This is a genomic window from Bradyrhizobium iriomotense (assembly GCF_018129405.1).
In the GTDB taxonomy this organism is placed as follows: Bacteria; Pseudomonadota; Alphaproteobacteria; order Rhizobiales; family Xanthobacteraceae; genus Bradyrhizobium; species Bradyrhizobium iriomotense_B.
The window spans coordinates 290,391-307,893 of sequence record NZ_JAFCLP010000007.1 but is presented as its reverse complement, the minus strand read 5'-3'; the positions used below and the strand labels follow the sequence as shown (position 1 = coordinate 307,893).

Below are 17,503 nucleotides of genomic sequence, written 5' to 3'. Positions count from 1 at the left end.
ATGCTCCCAGGCTCAGCTCCATCGTTCCCTCCCGTGTGCGAATCTTGCCCATAGAGAGTCAGCTTCCGAGCCCGGCCGCAAGCCTTCCGAGAAGTGTGAATGTCGTAGCCTTGTGGGAGAGGGTGGCTCGCCGCGCACGCGGCGAGACGGGTGAGGGGTATCTGTCCGCGAGTCCAACTCTCACCTAAGATCGCAGAAGCAGACCCCTCATCCGGCGCTTCGCGCCACCTTCTCCCACAAGGGGAGAAGGGAAGAAGGTCGCGCGTCACCTACCTGAACACATGCAGCGCCACATATTGCAGCAGCATGATCGTCTTGGCGTCGATGATGCGACCGTCGGCGATCATCGCAAGTGCTTCGTCGATGGAGAGCTCCAGCACCTCAATGTCCTCGCCCTCGTGCGCGAGGCCGCCGCCGTCGCTGACGCGCATCTCCGGCTCGTATTCGGCGACGAAGAAATGCAGCTTCTCGGTCACCGCGCCGGGGCTCATGAAGGCCTCGAACACCTTGTGGACGTGATGCAGGCGGTAGCCGGTTTCCTCCTCGGCCTCGGCGCGGATGCGCGCCTCGGGGGAGGCATCGTCCAGCAGGCCGGCGGCGGCCTCGACCAGGAGATCGTCGTAACCGCGGATGAAGGCCGGCAGGCGGAACTGGCGCACCAGGATCACGGTGCGCCGGGCAAGGTTGTAAGGCAGCACGGCGGCGGCGTTGTCGCGCTCATAGGTCTCGCGGTGCTGGGTCTGCCACTCACCGTTGGCGCGCCGGTACTCGAACGTCGTGGTCTTCAGGGGCGTCCAGTTGTCCGAGAGCACGCGGACGTCCTTGATGCGGACGCGGTCGGAAATGGTCATGGCTGTCTCTCTTTTCTTCACCTCGCCCCGCTTGCGGGGAGAGGTCGCATCCCATCGGAGATGGGATGCGGGTGAGGGGGTACAGGTCCGTCGACGATCACACGTGTGGAGAGAAGCCCCTCACCCCAACCCTCTCCCCGTAAGAACGGGGCAAGGGGGCGTAGTTGCGTTCGCGGCCACATCTCGGTCGAGCCTTACGGATTAGCGCGGCCGTCGAGCCACTTCTGGAACATCACCGAGGTCGATAGCTCGAAGCCCAGCGAGTCATAAAACGCATTGGCCGGCGCATTCTCGCGGCGGACCAGCAGCTGGAGCTTTGCGATGCCGGCGCTCCGCAGCCAGTCCTCGGCCGCGGCCATGATGACGCGGCCGTAGCCGCGCTTGCGGCTGTCAGGGTCGACGGCGACGTAATAGACCCAGCCGCGATGGCCGTCATGGCCGACCATGACGGTGGTCACGATCGCGCCGCCGTCGCGGCCGACCAGCACGGTCGAATTGTCGCGCCGCCGTGCCAGCGCGATGTCGGCATGCGGATCGTTCCAGGGACGCGTCAGGCCGCAGCGCTGCCACAGCGCGACGACGGGCTCGACATCGGCATCTCTAATCGCGTCGATCGTGAGGGTAGGAGAGACGGATACGTTCACAGCACTTTCCCGGGGTTCATGATGCCGAGCGGGTCGAGCATCGCCTTGATCGACCGCATCAGCTCGATCGCGGTCTTGTCTTTCACCTCGGGCAGTTCGTCGCGCTTGAGCACGCCGATGCCGTGCTCGGCCGAGATCGAGCCGCCCATGCGCAGCACGATCTCGAACACAACGGCGTTCATCTCGTGCCAGCGCGCCAGAAAGTCGGCCGTGTTGGCGCCGATCGGCTGGCTGACATTGTAGTGCAGATTGCCGTCGCCGAGATGGCCGAACGGCACCGGCCGCGCGCCGGGGATCAGTTTTACGACGGCGGCATCGGCCTCCGCGATGAAGGCGGGCACGGCGGCGACGGGCACCGAGATGTCGTGCTTGATCGAGCCGCCCTCAGGCTTCTGCGCCGCCGACATCTCCTCGCGCAGCTTCCAGAAGCCGTTGCGCTGGGTGAGGTTGGCCGAGATCACGGCGTCGTCGACGATCTCCTCTTCCATGGCGCGGGTCAGGATCGTCTCCAGCGGCGTGCGGGCGTCGTCGCTGGCTGTGGACAATTCCATCAGCACGTACCACGGATGCTTTTGGCTAAGCGGATCGCGCACGTCGATGCCGTGGCGGACCGAGAAGTCGACCGCCATCTCCGACAGCAATTCAAAGCTCGTCAGCGCATTGGCGGCTTCGCCCTGCGCGATCGTCAGCAGCTTCAAGGCCGCCTCGGGCGACTTCAGCCCGACAAAGGCGGTTTCGACCGCCCTCGGCTTCGGAAACAGTTTCAGCGTCGCCGCCGTGATGATGCCGAGCGTGCCTTCGGCGCCGATGAAGAGGTTGTGCAGATTGTAGCCGGTGTTGTCCTTCTTCAGCTTCGACAGCACGTTGAGCACGCGCCCGTCGGCGAGCACGACTTCCAGCCCCAGCGCCATCTCGCGCGCGACGCCATAGGCGAGCGCGGCGGTACCGCCGGCATTGGTCGAGAGATTCCCGCCGATGGTGCAGCTTCCTTCCGCGCCCAGCGACAGCGGAAACAGCCGGTCGACGTCGGAGGCCTTCTGTTGCGCGATCTGCAGCACCACGCCGGCCTCGCAGGTCATGGTGTTGGAGGCGGTGTCGATCTCGCGGATCTTGTCGAGTCGCCGCAGCGACACCACCACCTCGCCATTATGCGGCGTCTGGCCGCCGACGAGCCCGGTGTTGCCGCCCTGCGGCACCAGCGCGATTCTGTGCTCCGAGGCGAGCTTGCAGATCGCGGCGACTTCCGCGGTCGAGCCCGGGCGCAGCACAAGCGGCGAGCGGCCGTGGAACAAATTGCGCTCCTCGGTGACGTAGGGCTCGATATCAGTCGCATCGGTGATCGCGTGGCGTTCGCCGACGATCTTGCGGAATTGTTCGATCAGCTCGGGCGCAAGCGGAGGCGTGGCAGATTTATTGATGTTCATCTCGTCTTCTTCTTTCATTCCGCTTCTTGTCTTTTGCGCATGATCTTATCGGAAAACCGCTTCACACTTTGCGCTAACGCGGCCCTCCGGGTCCGGATCATGCGCTAGCGCGCCACGGCCGCCCGGCGCAGCCGGTCATTGATTGCCTCGCCCAGATCCACTTCGGGAATCGGCATCACCGCGATCGCGCGCGGCCCTCTCGCATCCAGGCTGCGAAGATAGCCGAACAGATTGGCGGCCGCTTCATCGAGATCACCGGCGGGCGACAAATTCATGACGGCTGACGCAGCATCAAGTCCAGGCAGCCGCGCGGGGCCAAAGGCCAGCAGCGCTTCCCCCGGCGCAACGTCCTGCGCATTGAGCCGTACATTGGCGCGCGGCGCGTAATGCGAGGCCAGCATGCCCGGCGCCAGCGGCTGGCTGTCGTCGCTGCCGGCCTCGACGGGCGGCCGCGCCAGGGCTGCGCCGAGCACGGCCTCGATCCGTTCGCGCGACAGCCCGCCGGGGCGGAGCAGCATCGGTGCGTCGAAGCAGCCGACGATGGTCGATTCGACGCCAACCGCGACCGGCCCGCCGTCGACGATCAGGTCGATCCGCCCCGATAAATCACTTTCGACATGGGCCGCCAGCGTCGGTGAGACATGGCCGGAGATGTTGGCGGACGGCGCCACCACCGCCCCGCCAAAGGCGCGCAGGATCGCCTGCGCCACCGGGTGGGCGGGAATGCGGATCGCGACGGTGTCGAGGCCAGCAGTGGCCAGATCCGCCACCCGGCAGTCGTCCGTCTTCGGCACCACCAGCGTCAGCGGCCCAGGCCAGAACGCCTCGGCAAGCTTCAAGGCGCGCGCGTCGAACCGGCCGATCCGGCGCGCAGCGGCGATGTCCGCGACATGCGCGATCAGCGGATTGAAGGCCGGCCGCCCTTTGGCGCTGTAGATATGAGCGACAGCGGTGGCATTGGCGGCGTCCGCGCCGAGCCCGTAGACCGTCTCGGTTGGAAACGCGACCAGCCCGCCAGCCGCAAGCGTCCGGGCGGCGGCCCCGGCGGCGGCCTCGCCGGCCGGTAAAATCAGCGTTTCAAGACCCGTTTTCACAGGGACAAAATTCCTCATCTCGGCCGCTTGCGGTGCGCCAAACCCGACGCTATAAGCCGCCTTCTTGTCGGAGTGTGGCTCAGCCCGGTAGAGCACTGCGTTCGGGACGCAGGGGTCGCAGGTTCGAATCCTGCCACTCCGACCATTCTTCCAAAAGTTGACGTTTTCCAAAGGCTTGGCGGACCGGCCGCCGGCGCCTCGGAAACGCCTTTTTGCAACGATTTCGGGATCGGGTCCACGGCCGATTTGGCCCGAGCAGGGCGGCCTGTCGCGGCGGCATGGCTCCTTTCGGCGGTCAGGCGCACGAGCGACGGAGCCGTCTCGCTTCGGAAGCCGCGCCACAGGTCCTGCCTGTGCTACCTAGCGGTATCGCCCCGATCCGGAGCTCCGATGCAACGCCCCCGTCCAGACCTGCCGCGATACGTGCTGATCGGCATAGCCGCGCTTGCGACCATCGCAGCAGTGGGCTGGCTGGCTTACGTCCTCGCGCTGGATGCCGCCTTTGCGCGCATGGAGCGGGAGGCCAACGACCGGCTTGCGCTGATTGCCAGCACCTTCGATGCGACCGTCGCGCGCTATCGCTATTTGCCGGCGGTTCTGTCGCTCGCCGATCCCGTCCGCGCGCTCTACCGCAATCCCGGCGATGCATCGGCGACTGCCGCCGCCAATCGCTACCTCAAATCGCTCAATCAGGGAGCCAGGTCCGCCGAGCTGTATGTTCTCGACAGCACCGGCCTCGCGCTCGCGGCGAGCAATTTCGACCAGGATTCGAGTTTCGTCGGGCACAATTACGCTTTCCGCGCCTATTTTGCGGACGCCATGCGAGCCGGCGAGGGTCATTACTATGCCGTCGGCGCCACCACGGGACAGCCCGGCTATTTCCTGTCGCATCGGATCATGGAGGGCGACAAGACCCTCGGTGTCGCCGTGGTCAAGATCGATCTCAGTACGCTCGAGGCCGACTGGGCACGTGCCGGCGACCTCGTCGCGATGGAGGACGAGAATGGCGTGATCTTCCTCGCCAGCCGCGAGGACTGGAAATACCGTCCGCTGGCGCCGGTCCCCGCGCAGCGGCTCGCAGAACTGAATGCCGCACAGCAATTCGGTCAGGCGATCGATGCAGCTCCGGTCTTCGTGCCGAAAGGCGACCGGGAACGCGTCCAGATCGGTCGCGCGCGCGGCCGAGGCAATGTCGAGCTTGGGGACTACGCCCTTCAGGTCCGTCCGCACGATCAGGGCTGGAGGCTGCTCCTGTTCTCGGACGTCGCGGATGCACGGCGCAGTGCGGCGACCGTCGCGATCGCGAGCGTCTCCGCCCTGATCGCCGCTCTGCTGGTCGTGCTGGTGGCCTACCAGCGGCGGCAGGTCGTCCGTGCGAAGCTCGATGCGCATGACGTCCTCGAGCGGCGCGTGGCCGAGCGCACGGAAGAGCTGCGCCGGACCATGGAAAGCCTCGTTCAGAGCGCCAAGCTCGCGAGCCTCGGGCAGGCGCTCGCCGGTGTCGCGCACGAGATCAACCAGCCGCTCGCGGCATTGATCACCTATGTCGCGAGCAGCCGAGTCCTGCTCCGCCGCAACGAGGTCGATCGTGCCGCCGCCAATCTCGACCTCATGTCCTCGATCGCCGAGCGCATGATGGCGCTGATCGATCACCTCAGGATGTTCGCGCGGAAGGAGACAGGCACGCGCAGCGCCGTCGAGCTCGCGCCCGTGGTGGACAATGCGATTCGCCTGCTGCAATACCGGATCGACAACGAGCATATCGAGGTGGTGCGCTCCGCGCCTGCCGGGCCGCTTCATGGCCTCGCCAATCCGATCCGGCTCGAGCAGGTCGTGGTCAACCTGCTGTCGAATGCGATCGATGCGATGCGCGATCGCGAGCGTCGGGTCCTCGGGGTCACCCTCGACCGCCGCGACGACAGCGCCGTGATCGAGGTCAGCGACACCGGCGCGGGCATCGCACCCGAGCACATCAAATCACTGTTCGATCCGTTCTTCACGACCAAGGAGATCGGCGAGGGGCTTGGACTCGGGCTCTCGATCTCGTACGGAATTGTCAGGGAATTCGGAGGAGATATCCTGGTGGACAGCGCACCGGGCAGGGGCTCGACTTTCAAGGTCGTCATTCCGGTCATGGACGTCGCGCCGGCCTCGCAACATCAGGAATTGCACGCATGAGCGGGTCCGTGCTCGTCGTCGACGACGAGGAGATCGTCCGCAATTCGGTGCGGCAATGGCTGGAGCTGGGCGGCTTCACGGTCCGGGTCGCCGCCGGCGCGGATGAGGCCATGCGCCTCGTGACGGAGATCCCGCCCGACGCCGTGCTGACCGATTTTCGCATGCCGCACCGATCCGGGCTGGAATTGATGCGCGACGTTCACCGCGCCGATCCCGACATTCCCGTCGTGCTGCTGACCGCGCATGGCGACGTGCCCCTGGCGGTCGCTGCGATGCGCGAGGGCGCCTATGACTTCCTGCAGAAGCCTCATGATCCCGAGCTGCTCTCGGCCGTCATGACGCGCGCGATCGAGCGGCGGCAGTTGAAGCTGCAGCTGCGCCAGCTCTCGGATCGCCTTGCCGCGCCCGGCGAGATCGACGCTCGCCTGGTCGGCCTGTCGAAGGCGATGGTCGCAGTGCGGGCCAGCATCCTCGAGCTTGCCGGTCATGATCGCGACGTGATCGTCACCGGCGAGACCGGAACCGGCAAGGAGGTGGTGGCGCGGGCCCTGCACGATTTCGGTCCGCGCGCGAAGGCGCCCTTCGTCGCCGTGAACTGTGCCGCGATCCCGGCCGAGCTGTTCGAAAGCGAATTGTTCGGCCATGAGGCCGGCGCCTTCACCGGCGCACGTGGCGCCCGCATCGGGAAGTTCGAGCATGCCAGCGGCGGCACGCTCTTGCTCGACGAGATCGAGAGCATGCCGCTGCCGTTCCAGGCCAAGATCCTGCGCGCCCTCCAGGAGCGTACGATCGAGCGGGTCGGCTCGAACAAGCTCCTGCCGGTCGACGTTCGCGTGATCGCGGCTGCAAAAGGCGATCTTGCGACCGAAAGCCGCCAGGGGCGTTTCCGTTCCGATCTCTACTTCCGCCTCGCGGCAGCGGAGATCAACCTGCCGCCGCTGCGCGAGCGCGGCAACGATGTCCTGCTGCTGTTCGAGCATTTCGCCGCCGCCGCCGCAAAGGGCGCGGGCCGCACCATGTCGTCACTGCGTGCGAACGATCTCGATGCGCTGCTCGCCCATGACTGGCCAGGCAATGTGCGTGAGCTGAAGAACGTTGCCGAGCGCTACGCGCTGGGGCTGGCGGCGACCGGCCGCAGCGTGGCCGAGATCCTGCGGCGCGGCGAACCGGGGGCGCCGCAGCGGACGCTTGCCGATCGCGTTGCGGCCCATGAGCGCGCGCTGATCGAGGCCGCGTTGCGCGAGCACGACTGGTCGATTGCCGCCGTCACCGTGGAGCTCGGTGTCCCGCGCCGGACCCTGAACGAGAAAATGGCGAAATACGCGCTGGCGAGACCCGGCCGCAAGGATTCCTGAGCCGGCAGGCGATAGGCGGAAATCCGCCGATGTCGGCGTTCGCGTCGGCGGATTCCTGCCGATGCTGTGGCCTTCGCGAGCCCTTCCTTCTCAGGAAAACGTTCTGTCTGCTGCAATTCCCCGCGTTTTCGCGCGCCGGTCGCGACTGGCACGGCCGTTGCTCAAGCAGCGCCGAAACCATCCGGTTTTCCGGGACGGCATCCACTCGCGCTCCAACAAGCGAGCGGATGGCTTCGTCAAAGGACAACAAACATGCGGAGGACGTCGTGAGTTCACAGGAAGCCTCAATTCAGAACGTCGGTGCGCCCGTCACGGAGACGCGCGCGAATAGCGCCGACATGAAGCGCCGGCTGCGCGCGATCTTCGTCGGCTCGGTCGGCAACCTCGTCGAGTGGTACGATTTCTACGCCTATGCGGCGTTCTCGCTCTATTTCGCCAAGGCATTTTTCCCCGACGGCGATGAAGTGGTGCAACAGCTCAACGCGGCACTGCTGTTTGCGGCGGGCTTCCTGGTGCGTCCCCTTGGCGGCTGGTTGTTCGGCCATCTCGCCGATCGCTACGGCCGGCGCAACGCCCTGACGCTGTCCGTCGTGATGATGTGCTTCGGGTCGCTGATCATCGCGGTGACGCCGACTTACGCCTCGATCGGGCTGGCCGCTCCCGTCGTCCTCGGCCTCGCACGAATCCTGCAAGGGCTGAGCCTGGGCGGCGAATACGGCACCAGCGCCACCTACCTCAGCGAGGTCGCGGACGAGAAGAACCGCGGCTTCTATTCCAGCTTCCAGTATGTGACGCTGATCGGCGGTCAGCTCTGCGCCATCCTTGTGCTGCTCCTGCTGCAGAAGGTGTTTCTCTCGACCGAGGAGATTCGCGCCTGGGGCTGGCGCGTGCCGTTTGCGTTCGGCGCCGTGCTCGCGATCGTCGCGGCGTTGATGCGCAGCAACCTTCATGAGACCGATGCCTTCAAGAACAGCCAGGCGGCAGTCAAGAAATCCAGCTCGATCCGCGCGCTGCTCAACTATCCGCGCGAGCTGATGCTGGTGGTGGGGCTGACGATGGGCGGCACGGCGGCCTTCTACACCTACACCACCTATATGCAGAAATTCCTTCGCCTCTCGGTGAAGCTGACCGACGACCAGACCACCACGGTGACGGCGGGAAGCCTCGTCTTTGCGATGGTGCTCCAGCCGATCTACGGCGCGATCTCCGACCGCATCGGGCGAAAATGGCTCCTGATCGGGTTCGGCGTGTCGGGCACGCTGTTCACCATTCCCTTGTTGACGACGCTCCAGACGACGCATGATGCGTTCTCGGCCTTCCTGCTCATCGCGGCCGCCTGGATGATCGTCTCGGGCTACACGGCGATCAATGCCGTGGTTAAAGCCGAGTTGTTCCCGACCAGCGTGCGGGCGACCGGTGTCGGCGTGCCCTATGCGCTGACCGTGTCGATCTTCGGCGGCACCGCGGAACCGATTGCGCTCTGGTTCAAGTCGATCGGTCACGAAGGCTGGTTCTACTGGTATCTGACCGGCTGCATCGCGGTATCGCTGCTGGTCTATCTCACCATGCGCGACACCAAGGCCAGTTCCGCAATGAACCGTCACGAATAGGTCAGAGGGATCGAGACCGGCGGTGTAGACGCTCTTCATCACCGCGCCAGCGGATCCGCACCGGGAACTTGACTCAAACGTCGTGTTCCAACCCGCGGGCGAGATCAGCGATCTCGCCCGCGGCCAATCGCGAGCCGTCGCGGACCGTAATAACGCGGACCGTAATAATACGGCAGCGATCGCTCGTGCTGCGAGCGCCATCAATCGTGGCGATCGCCTCTGCAACGTCATCTCGACGTCACTCGATCACCACGCTCTTTGCAAAGTTGCGTGCGATAGCATCGATGTCGCCGCCAATGGCGGCCGGCAAGGTTGGTTTCCCACATCGCCGAATGCATTAGCGTGCGTGCGCAGACGCTCGCTCGACGCCGCCTTCGCTTCGGCGCAGCGGATGTCGTCGATCTCGTGCGAGCGGATGTGGATCTTGGTGGTTTTGTTCCGCCGGGGAACTTGATGGAAGGGGGCATATGATGTGCGCGATGAGCTGAAAATTTAGGCGAAAGCCGGTCAATTTTAGCTTTCTTGAAGTCGGATTTCTTTAGGAGTGACTGCCAGGGTGCGCTCCATCGGAAATGGGGCGCTGTAAATGTCGAACACGACGGTCACCACTGCATCGAGCTTTCTCAATAATCTCGGTATCAACACCAATGCGGGCGCCTATACCGACGCCTACACAAACTCCAGCTTGATCATCAACAGCCTGGACTATCTGGGCATCAGTCACGTTCGTGACTCCTACAACGCAATCGGGCATGCGAATGCGGTCATCGACGCGCTTGCCAATGCGGGTGTCTCTTTCGATTTTCGCGTGGCCTATACGCTGCCGGAGACGGGCAGCAGCGGGCTGGCCAGCTACGTCGCTTCTCTTGCGCAGTTCAAGACGGAGCACCCCGGCGCTCTGTTGTCCATCGAAGGCATCAACGAAGCCAATCTCAACACCTTCTCCTATAACGGTCTGACCTCGCTTGAAGGCGCGGCGGCGTTTCAGGAGGCTCTCTATGCCGCCGTGAAAGCCAACGGCGTTCTCAGCGGCGTCACCGTCGTCAACTTCAGCATCGGATACCAGACCGATGCGACGAACGCCGTGGTTGGCGACATGAGCGCCTACTCGGACGCGGCGAATGCACACGTCTACATTCAGACCGGCGCGCTCGCCGACGCTCAGATCGAAGACGACCTCCGTCTGGCGCAGAACATTTCGACGAACGATCCGGTCATCGTGACGGAGACCGGCTATACGACCTTGTCGAGCGTCATGGGCATCGGCGCGAATGAGGACGCGCAGGCGAAGCTTGTCCTCTCCAATCTGCTCCTGGCCTATGAAAACGGATCTTCCGCCACCTATATTTACGAACTGTTCGACTCGCCGTCCTCGGCGTCTCGAGGCGACAAGGAAGCCCATTTCGGTCTTTTCAACGTTGACGGAACGCCGAAGGAAGCCGCTGTCGCAGTCCACAATCTGACGACCATCTTGAGCGCCGGTGACAACGGCAGCGCTCATACCGCTTCGGATCTGAGCTACACGCTTTCCAACGCGCCCAGCAACACGCATACGATGCTGATGAACAAGTCAGGCAGCGTCAGCGACCTCGTCGTATGGGCCGATACCCGCGTATGGGACAGTGCGACCCAGACGGAAATCACGACGCCGGTCACGTCCGTTACCGTTCAGCTCGGGCAGGTGCAGAGCACCATTTACGTGTATGACCCGCTGCAGGGTACCGACCCGATTGCGGTGTATTACAACACGGACAAGATCCAGATCGGCCTCAGCGATCATCCGCTGGTCATCGAGTTCGGCGCGACACGCCCGGCCGCCGAAGCCGGGACGGTGGTGGACAGCGCTCTCACGATGACGTCTGCCGAGTTCGTCGCCCAGATGGACACTCTGGCGACCGCCACGGGGCTGGACAAGGTGACGCTGAGCGACACGCATGTTCTGGCCGTCTCGTCGACCCAGACCATGGAATACGTCATTGCCCACTATGGCAGTCTTCTGTCGAAGATCGACGGCGGCTTTTCCTTTTCCGTCACCTGGAGCGGCGTCGGCTGGACCAAGGAACAGGATTTCGACGCCAGCGGTTCCCTGACCGAGACCACCGTCTGGGGCTACGACAGCAGCGGTGCCCTCGTCTCGAAGAGCATTACACAGGCCGATGGACGGCTCGACTATTATCACTACGGCATCACCGGCCAATCCTACACGTCGCAGCACACTGCCTACGACGCGAGCGGCAATGTGACGCTGATCGAGCGCTTCAACGCCGACGGCAGCTATCAGTACAAGGCTGCATACAACAGCGACGGTTCCAAGGTTTACGACTACTACAGCAGCACCGGTGCGCTAAGCACGGAAGTCAGCGTGACCTCTTCCAGCACGGTCACGACGACCTATGACACCTCGACCGGATACAAGCTCAGCGTCTATACCGCCAATGCGGACGGCAGCGCCGACAACAAGGTCTATGCGAACGGCGTGCTGATGAAGGACAACGTCCTTCACACGGACGGCTCGACCGAGGTCTATGCCTACAACATCACCGGCCAGTCCTATACGACGACCCATCAGGTGACCGACGCGAGCGGCAAGGTGACGCTGATCGAGCGGTTCCATGCCGACGGCAGCCACGAGTACAAGGCGGCCTACAACTCGGACGGCTCGAAGGTCTACGACTACTACACGAGCACGGGGGCTCAGAGCTCCGAGGTGGTCGTCACGTCGACCGCCACCACGACGACGACCTATGACACGACGACGGGCTACAAGCTCAGCGTCTATACGGCCAATGTGGACGGCAGCGCCGACAACAAGGTCTACACGAACAACGTGCTGATGAAGGACAACATCCTTCACAAGGACGGCTCGTCCGAGGTCTACATCTACAACATCACCGGTCAGTCCTACACCACGACCCATCAGGTGAGCGACGCGAGCGGCAAGGTGACGCTGATCGAGCGCTTCCACGCCGACGGCAGCTATCAATATAAGGTGACCTACCCCTCGGACGGCTCGAAGATCTCCGACTACTACACCAGCACGGGGCTTCACAGCGCCGAAGTGGTCGTCACGTCGACCGCCACCACGACGATCACCTACGACACCACGACGGGCTACAAGCTCAACGTCTATACCGCCAATGTGGACGGCAGCGCCGACAACAAGGTCTACACGAACAACGTGCTGATGAAGGACAACATCCTTCACAAGGACGGCTCGTCCGAGGTCTACATCTACAACATCACCGGTCAGTCCTACACCACGACCCATCAGGTGAGCGACGCGAGCGGCAAGGTGACGCTGATCGAGCGCTTCCACGCCGACGGCAGCTATCAGTACAAGGTGGCCTACAACGCGGACGGATCGAAGGTCTCCGACTACTATACGAGCACGGGGCTTCACAGCTCCGAAGTTACGGTCACGTCGGCCAGCACCACGACGACGACCTACGACACGGCGACCGGCTACAAGGTCACGGACTACATTGCGTATGCGGACGGCAGCGCGGAGAACAAGACTTACACGGCCGGTGTGCTGACGAAGGACAACGTCCTTCACAAGGACGGCTCGTCAGACGCCTATGTCTACCAAATCACCGGCCAGTCCTACACCTCCACGCATCAGGCCACCGATGCCAGCGGCAACGTAACGCTTATCGAACGCTTCCACGCCGACGGCAGTTACGACTACAAGGCGGCGTACAACGCGGATGGCTCGAAACTCTATGACTATTACGACGGCGCCGGCAAATTGAGCACGGAGGTCTCGGTCATCTCGACCGGCACCACAACCACGACCTACGACACCTCGACAGGCTACAAGCTGACCGAGTATACGGCCAACGTCGACGGCAGCGCGGAGAACAAGACTTACACGAGCGGTGTGCTGACAAAGGACAACATCGTTCACAGCGACGGCTCGTCGGATGCCTATCTCTATCAAATCACCGGCCAGTCCTATACGTCGACCCACCAGGCGTACGACGCCAGCGGCAACGCGACCCTCGTCGAGCGGTTCCACTCCGACGGCAGCTACGATTATCTGGAAAAACACAATACGGACGGCAGCACGGACATCTCCAACTACTCCAGCGCCGGAGCGGTCCTCAACCACACGCACATCGGAGCCGACGGCTCCCGCGCTGTCGACTATTACAGCCAGGATGGGACCGGCGATATCCGCACCGACACGATTAATGTCAGCGGCAATTTGACGATGCGCGAATATACGCACACGAGCGGGGCCCATGAGGTCTATGCCTATGCCGACAACTTGAAGCTTGACGGCGGTGCGGGCAACGACACGTTCTACTTCCGCACCACCAATGGCGGCACGGTCACCTATCAGGGCGGCAATGACACGGTCTACAGCTTCAACACCGACACCTCTGGCGGCACGGACAAGATCGCGGTCAGCTCTTCGCTTGCTGCAAGTTTCAACGATCTTCACATGGCTCAGCAGGGTTCGGATGTCCTGATCACGCTGGACAGCCAGGATACGATCCTGATCAAGGGATCTACGGTCGCGAATCTTCACAGCGACTATTTCGTGTTCTCGTGATGGTGGCCCGGGTGTGCATGGCCGCCGCGGCGATAGGTCGAAGGACTATCGCCGCGCCACCAGCACGCCCAGCAGGAACGCCACCATCAGCGACGGCAGCGGTGCCTCGCGCACCATGCCGCGCACGATATCCGTCCAGTGCTGCTCCGGGACCAGCTTTGGCGACCTGACTTCAGCCATTGGTGTCATGCCCCAATCCGCGGCGAGGTCGGCGATCTCGCTTGCGGCCAGACGCGAACCGTCGCACACGCGGAAGATGGCGACGTCGGAGCGCTCGCGCGGCGCGAGCGCCATCAGCGTCGCGATCGCCGTGCGCAACGTCATCTCGCCGAAGCCTTGCAGCCTGACCGACTCCTCGGGGTCGGACGTCATGGGACATTCCTCACGGCGCGAAGTGGCGCGCGATGGTGAAGGCCGCCGCAGCGCACAGGACCAGCGTGGATACGGCGCCGGCCACGCCGCGCGCGAGATGGGCTCGTGTCAGGTGCCTGGTCATGATCTTGCTCCATGCTCAGCATGGAAATGGCGGCGGGCAGGGTTGGTTCCTGCGCAGTGCGCGAATCGGCGCCGCCGGCTACTTCCGCAGCAGCTCGCTCAGCGCCGCCGTCGCCTCCGCGCAGCGGATGTCGTCGATCTCGCGCGACAGGCTAAGCGCGCTCGATCTCAGCTCTTCGAGCTTCCAGTTCTCCGGATTCTGATTTTCGAGTTGGCTGAGACGCTTGTTCAGGTCGTCCAGCCTGGATTGGAGCTGCCCGATGCTGGCGGCCCCATTCACTTTCCAAACGCGTTGTGCGCGCATCGTCGTTCCCCTGATAGTCTCACGGCGTTGTGAGAGCGGTTCGTGGCCGCAATGGGAGTTTCTTTTGGCCGGCTTCAGACCGTGGGGAACCGTTGCAGATTGGCAACGGAAGTTCCTCGATTCGGCACGCAGGCCGGCTTGCTCTTGCGCGGCGCGCGTCAAAGGCGCGGAATCTGCATGTGCGCGGTCGCGAGGGCGCGGTGGCGCACGTCCGAAAAAGCGAAGGACAGACGGGTGGCAAGATTTGTGAATGTCGCGGCCGGCCAGCTTGGCCCGATTGCGAGGCGTGAGAGCAGGACCGAGGTGGTGGCGCGCTTGACGGCGTTGATGCGGCAAGCCCGCGCAAACGGCTGTGACCTGATCGTCTATCCCGAGCTCGCGCTGACCACGTTCTTCCCGCGCTGGTATTTCGAGGATCAGGCCGAGATCGACAGCTTTTTCGAGCGCGAGATGCCGGGGCCGGAGACGCGCGCCCTGTTCGATCTCGCCCGCGAACTCGGCATCGGATTTTCCCTCGGCTATGCCGAGCTGACGGTCGAGGCCGGCGACGTCAGACGCTACAATACCTCCATTCTCGTCGACAAGAGCGGCACGATCGTCGCGAAGTACCGCAAGGTCCATCTGCCCGGCCATGCCGAGCACGAGCCGTGGCGCAAATTCCAGCATCTGGAGAAGCGTTATTTCGAGCCCGGCAGCGGCTTTGGCGTCGTCGATGCGTTCGGCGGTATGATGGGAATGGCGATCTGCAACGACCGCCGCTGGAGCGAGACCTATCGCGTGATGGGCCTGCAGGGCGTCGAGATGGTGATGATCGGCTACAACACGCCGGTGCACAATCCGCCCGCGCCGGAGCATGACGACCTCTCGCTGTTCCACAATCACCTGGTGATGCAGTCCGGCGCCTATCAGAACGGCACTTTCGTGGTCGGCGTCGCCAAGGCCGGCGTCGAGGAGGGCGTCGACCATATCGGCGGCAGCTGCATCATCGCGCCCTCCGGCGAGATCGTCGCGCGATGCACGACCAAGGGCGACGAGATCGCGCTCGCCCGCTGCGATCTCGACCTCTGCAATTCCTACAAGCGCACGACGTTCAATTTCGACGTTCACCGCCAGCCGCGAGCCTATGGCATGATCGTGGAGCGGAAGGGCGTGGCGACGATGGCGGACGGAACGCCGGTCAAGGGATGATGCCCTCGTAGCCCGGGTGAGCGCAGCGATACCCGGGAATCCGCTCACAGATCCCGGATTTCGCTTCCGCTCCATCCGGGCTACGGGACCGGGCTGTGTCGCCCGGCTGTCAACCCGCCGCACCGAAAATATTCCGCTTTACCGAAATTCGGATTTGTCGTATGTGTCGCCCATCCCGGCTCATCCTTGAGGGGCGATCATGTGGTCGTCATTTTCGCGAGCCGGGCTTGCGGTGGACGCGGCAGCGTCGGGCGCGATTGGCCAGGGGCAGGGCGGATTGCTCTCCGTGAGTCCAAGGCCTCGCGCGGACGAACGGCGCTGTCAGGTTCGTCTCGTCTGTAAGTTTCCGGCTCCGTCGACAGGGCCGGGAAAACTGCGGCGAAATGGCGGGCCGCGCGTACGGCAAAACCGTGTGGTCCTGGCCGTCGTTGCTACGGCCAAGCTCTTGCGGAGGCGGTGATCGCGTCAACCGGCGCGACGCCGGTGAATTCCGTTGGGGTGAGGGAGGCCAGAAGGAATTCGGCTCCCAGGAGAGCGCGGCATAAGCCGTCCGACCATCGCGCAGGGAAGGCCGTGTGTTGGGCTTCACCTGTATGCTGCTGTGCGGTTCTTTTGCGCTACCTTTCGCGCAGCGGACCGCGGGTGCCAGCCGGCACCCGGCCTTCCCTGCGCCCTCTTGATTAAAGAGGGTGGAGCGACGAAGCAAAGCTCGGGCGAAATCAGCCGCGAGGATGCGAAGGCGTGTCTGCGATGCCGTAGGATGGGTAGAGCACTTGCGAAACCCATCATGCATCGGCGTGCAAAGTGATGGGTTTCGCTTCGCTCTACCCATCCTACGAGTGCATGTCGGAGAACCGCGATGCTGCCTCATACTCCGTCATTGCGAGCGCAGGCAAAGCAATCCAGAGTCTTGCCGCGGCGGCAGTCTGGATTGCTTCGTCGCAAGGGCTCCTCGCGATGACGGTGTGGAAGCAGTTGTGCTTCGACCGCTCTACGCCTCGCGCATCACCGTCCCGCCGGCGCCGACATCGCGCCGTTGGCATAGCGCGACCAGTCGGGCGCGGTCGGCTGCGACGGCCATATGGCGGCGTTGGAATCGCGCACCGATTGAGTGATGGGAGCGCGTTGCGCCTTGCGGGCGTGGTGGCGGTCGTTTGCGGCGGCGGTCTGGACGGTGGCGGCGGCGATCAGGGCGGCGCCGAGAAGGGCGAAGGTCTTTTGCATCGTTGTTTCTCCCGTGACGACGCTCCGGCTATGAGAGGTGTTGTCGTCGTCGCGGCTGACATGGCGATGTGGCTTGCCGAATATCAGCGGCGCCGCCATCACGTTGGAGCGAGCAAATTTTTCGGTCCCGGCTAAATATTCGGCAGCCGGCGCATGGCGCCGATGGACTTGGCCGCCGCAATCCGGTTCAATGGGGTGAATTGGCTTTCCAGGCGACAACGATGTCGAAATATCTGCTGGTCCTTCTCCTGATCGCTTCGCCGGCGGCGGCGCAGATCAAGCCCGCGCCGAAGAGTTCGGCGGCGCATTCGGACCCCTGCGCCCCGATCGGGCGGACTGCGGACGGCAAGCTGGTCTATTCCATGAAATGCGAGAACCTGCCGGCACCGCCCGCACCGCCGCCGCAGGCGGAACTAAGGGAGGCGCCCCCTTCGGCCGCGCCCGCTGCTGAGCCCGAGCCCGAGGTACGCCGGAGCGGCATTTTCGGCTGGTCCTACGACCGCAGGTGATGCGACACCGCCCCTTGCGCGAAGCCCGATGGAGTGCTTTTTGCTGAAAGTTCCCCGCGGGGCGCATCG

Annotated in this window: 14 protein-coding genes and 1 tRNA gene; 8 read left to right on the top strand and 7 right to left on the bottom strand. The window is 63.9% G+C overall.

The window, feature by feature from the left end; all coding sequences use genetic code 11:
- Window positions 1-269 precede the first annotated feature (269 nt).
- The 4 genes from JQ592_RS18210 to JQ592_RS18195 form a co-directional block, all read right to left on the bottom strand.
- Complete coding sequence (locus JQ592_RS18210) at window positions 270-851, bottom strand: NUDIX domain-containing protein (RefSeq protein WP_211404177.1); 582 nt, start codon at window positions 849-851, stop codon at window positions 270-272.
- Window positions 852-1,045: 194 nt separating this feature from the next.
- On the bottom strand, window positions 1,046-1,495 hold the full coding sequence (locus tag JQ592_RS18205; RefSeq protein WP_211404176.1) for a GNAT family acetyltransferase: 450 nt from the start codon (window positions 1,493-1,495) through the stop codon (window positions 1,046-1,048).
- The gene (locus JQ592_RS18200; RefSeq protein ID WP_211404195.1) at window positions 1,492-2,919 is read right to left on the bottom strand and encodes an FAD-binding oxidoreductase; all 1,428 of its coding nucleotides are present in this window, start codon (window positions 2,917-2,919) and stop codon (window positions 1,492-1,494) included. Before JQ592_RS18200 ends, JQ592_RS18205 begins: the two co-directional genes overlap by 4 nt.
- A 104-nt stretch (window positions 2,920-3,023) precedes the next feature.
- Window positions 3,024-4,013, bottom strand: a complete 990-nt coding sequence (locus tag JQ592_RS18195) for an L-threonylcarbamoyladenylate synthase (protein WP_211404175.1) — start codon at window positions 4,011-4,013, stop codon at window positions 3,024-3,026.
- A gap of 68 nt (window positions 4,014-4,081) precedes the next feature.
- On the opposite strand from JQ592_RS18195, the gene JQ592_RS18190 reads away from it, so the two are divergent.
- From JQ592_RS18190 to JQ592_RS18165, 6 genes are all read left to right on the top strand, one after another.
- A tRNA-Pro gene (locus JQ592_RS18190) sits at window positions 4,082-4,158 on the top strand.
- Between the two features lie 245 nt (window positions 4,159-4,403).
- Window positions 4,404-6,191, top strand: a complete 1,788-nt coding sequence (locus tag JQ592_RS18185; RefSeq protein WP_246820481.1) for a sensor histidine kinase — start codon at window positions 4,404-4,406, stop codon at window positions 6,189-6,191.
- A complete protein-coding gene (locus JQ592_RS18180; protein WP_211404174.1) occupies window positions 6,188-7,546 on the top strand; it encodes a sigma-54-dependent transcriptional regulator in 1,359 nt (452 codons plus the stop codon). Before JQ592_RS18185 ends, JQ592_RS18180 begins: the two co-directional genes overlap by 4 nt.
- Window positions 7,547-7,884: 338 nt before the next feature.
- The gene (locus tag JQ592_RS18175) at window positions 7,885-9,156 is read left to right on the top strand and encodes an MFS transporter (RefSeq protein ID WP_211404193.1); all 1,272 of its coding nucleotides are present in this window, start codon (window positions 7,885-7,887) and stop codon (window positions 9,154-9,156) included.
- An 82-nt stretch (window positions 9,157-9,238) separates the two neighbouring features.
- Window positions 9,239-9,610, top strand: a complete 372-nt coding sequence (locus JQ592_RS18170; protein WP_211404173.1) for a hypothetical protein — start codon at window positions 9,239-9,241, stop codon at window positions 9,608-9,610.
- 132 nt (window positions 9,611-9,742) lie between these two features.
- Complete coding sequence (locus JQ592_RS18165; protein ID WP_211404172.1) at window positions 9,743-13,714, top strand: hypothetical protein; 3,972 nt, start codon at window positions 9,743-9,745, stop codon at window positions 13,712-13,714.
- Between the two features lie 45 nt (window positions 13,715-13,759).
- Here JQ592_RS18165 and JQ592_RS18160 read toward each other — a convergent pair whose 3' ends face one another.
- Window positions 13,760-14,086, bottom strand: coding sequence for a hypothetical protein (locus JQ592_RS18160; protein ID WP_211404171.1), 327 nt, complete (start codon window positions 14,084-14,086; stop codon window positions 13,760-13,762).
- A gap of 202 nt (window positions 14,087-14,288) precedes the next feature.
- A complete protein-coding gene (locus JQ592_RS18155; protein ID WP_018648745.1) occupies window positions 14,289-14,513 on the bottom strand; it encodes a hypothetical protein in 225 nt (74 codons plus the stop codon).
- A gap of 234 nt (window positions 14,514-14,747) precedes the next feature.
- Between JQ592_RS18155 and JQ592_RS18150 the strand changes: the two genes are divergently transcribed.
- Window positions 14,748-15,701 carry an N-carbamoyl-D-amino-acid hydrolase gene (locus tag JQ592_RS18150; protein ID WP_211404170.1) on the top strand — a complete coding sequence of 318 codons (954 nt, stop codon included), beginning with the start codon at window positions 14,748-14,750 and terminating at the stop codon, window positions 15,699-15,701.
- 1,005 nt (window positions 15,702-16,706) lie between these two features.
- Here JQ592_RS18150 and JQ592_RS38285 read toward each other — a convergent pair.
- Window positions 16,707-17,144, bottom strand: coding sequence for a hypothetical protein (locus JQ592_RS38285; protein WP_246820479.1), 438 nt, complete (start codon window positions 17,142-17,144; stop codon window positions 16,707-16,709).
- A gap of 2 nt (window positions 17,145-17,146) precedes the next feature.
- On the opposite strand from JQ592_RS38285, the gene JQ592_RS18140 reads away from it, so the two are divergent.
- A complete protein-coding gene (locus tag JQ592_RS18140) occupies window positions 17,147-17,434 on the top strand; it encodes a hypothetical protein (protein WP_211404169.1) in 288 nt (95 codons plus the stop codon).
- Window positions 17,435-17,503: the final 69 nt, after the last annotated feature.

Excerpts from the sequence above, each read along its gene's own strand:
- JQ592_RS18180 (WP_211404174.1), top strand. The coding sequence starts at position 6,188 with ATGAGCGGGTCCGTGCTCGTCGTCGACGACGAGGAGATCGTCCGCAAT.
- JQ592_RS18165 (WP_211404172.1), top strand. The coding sequence starts at position 9,743 with ATGTCGAACACGACGGTCACCACTGCATCGAGCTTTCTCAATAATCTC.
- JQ592_RS18210 (WP_211404177.1), bottom strand. The coding sequence starts at position 851 with ATGACCATTTCCGACCGCGTCCGCATCAAGGACGTCCGCGTGCTCTCG.
- JQ592_RS18175 (WP_211404193.1), top strand. The coding sequence starts at position 7,885 with ATGAAGCGCCGGCTGCGCGCGATCTTCGTCGGCTCGGTCGGCAACCTC.
- JQ592_RS18155 (WP_018648745.1), bottom strand. The coding sequence starts at position 14,513 with ATGCGCGCACAACGCGTTTGGAAAGTGAATGGGGCCGCCAGCATCGGG.
- JQ592_RS18185 (WP_246820481.1), top strand. The coding sequence starts at position 4,404 with ATGCAACGCCCCCGTCCAGACCTGCCGCGATACGTGCTGATCGGCATA.
- JQ592_RS18200 (WP_211404195.1), bottom strand. The coding sequence starts at position 2,919 with ATGAACATCAATAAATCTGCCACGCCTCCGCTTGCGCCCGAGCTGATC.
- JQ592_RS18140 (WP_211404169.1), top strand. The coding sequence starts at position 17,147 with ATGTCGAAATATCTGCTGGTCCTTCTCCTGATCGCTTCGCCGGCGGCG.
- JQ592_RS18160 (WP_211404171.1), bottom strand. The coding sequence starts at position 14,086 with ATGACGTCCGACCCCGAGGAGTCGGTCAGGCTGCAAGGCTTCGGCGAG.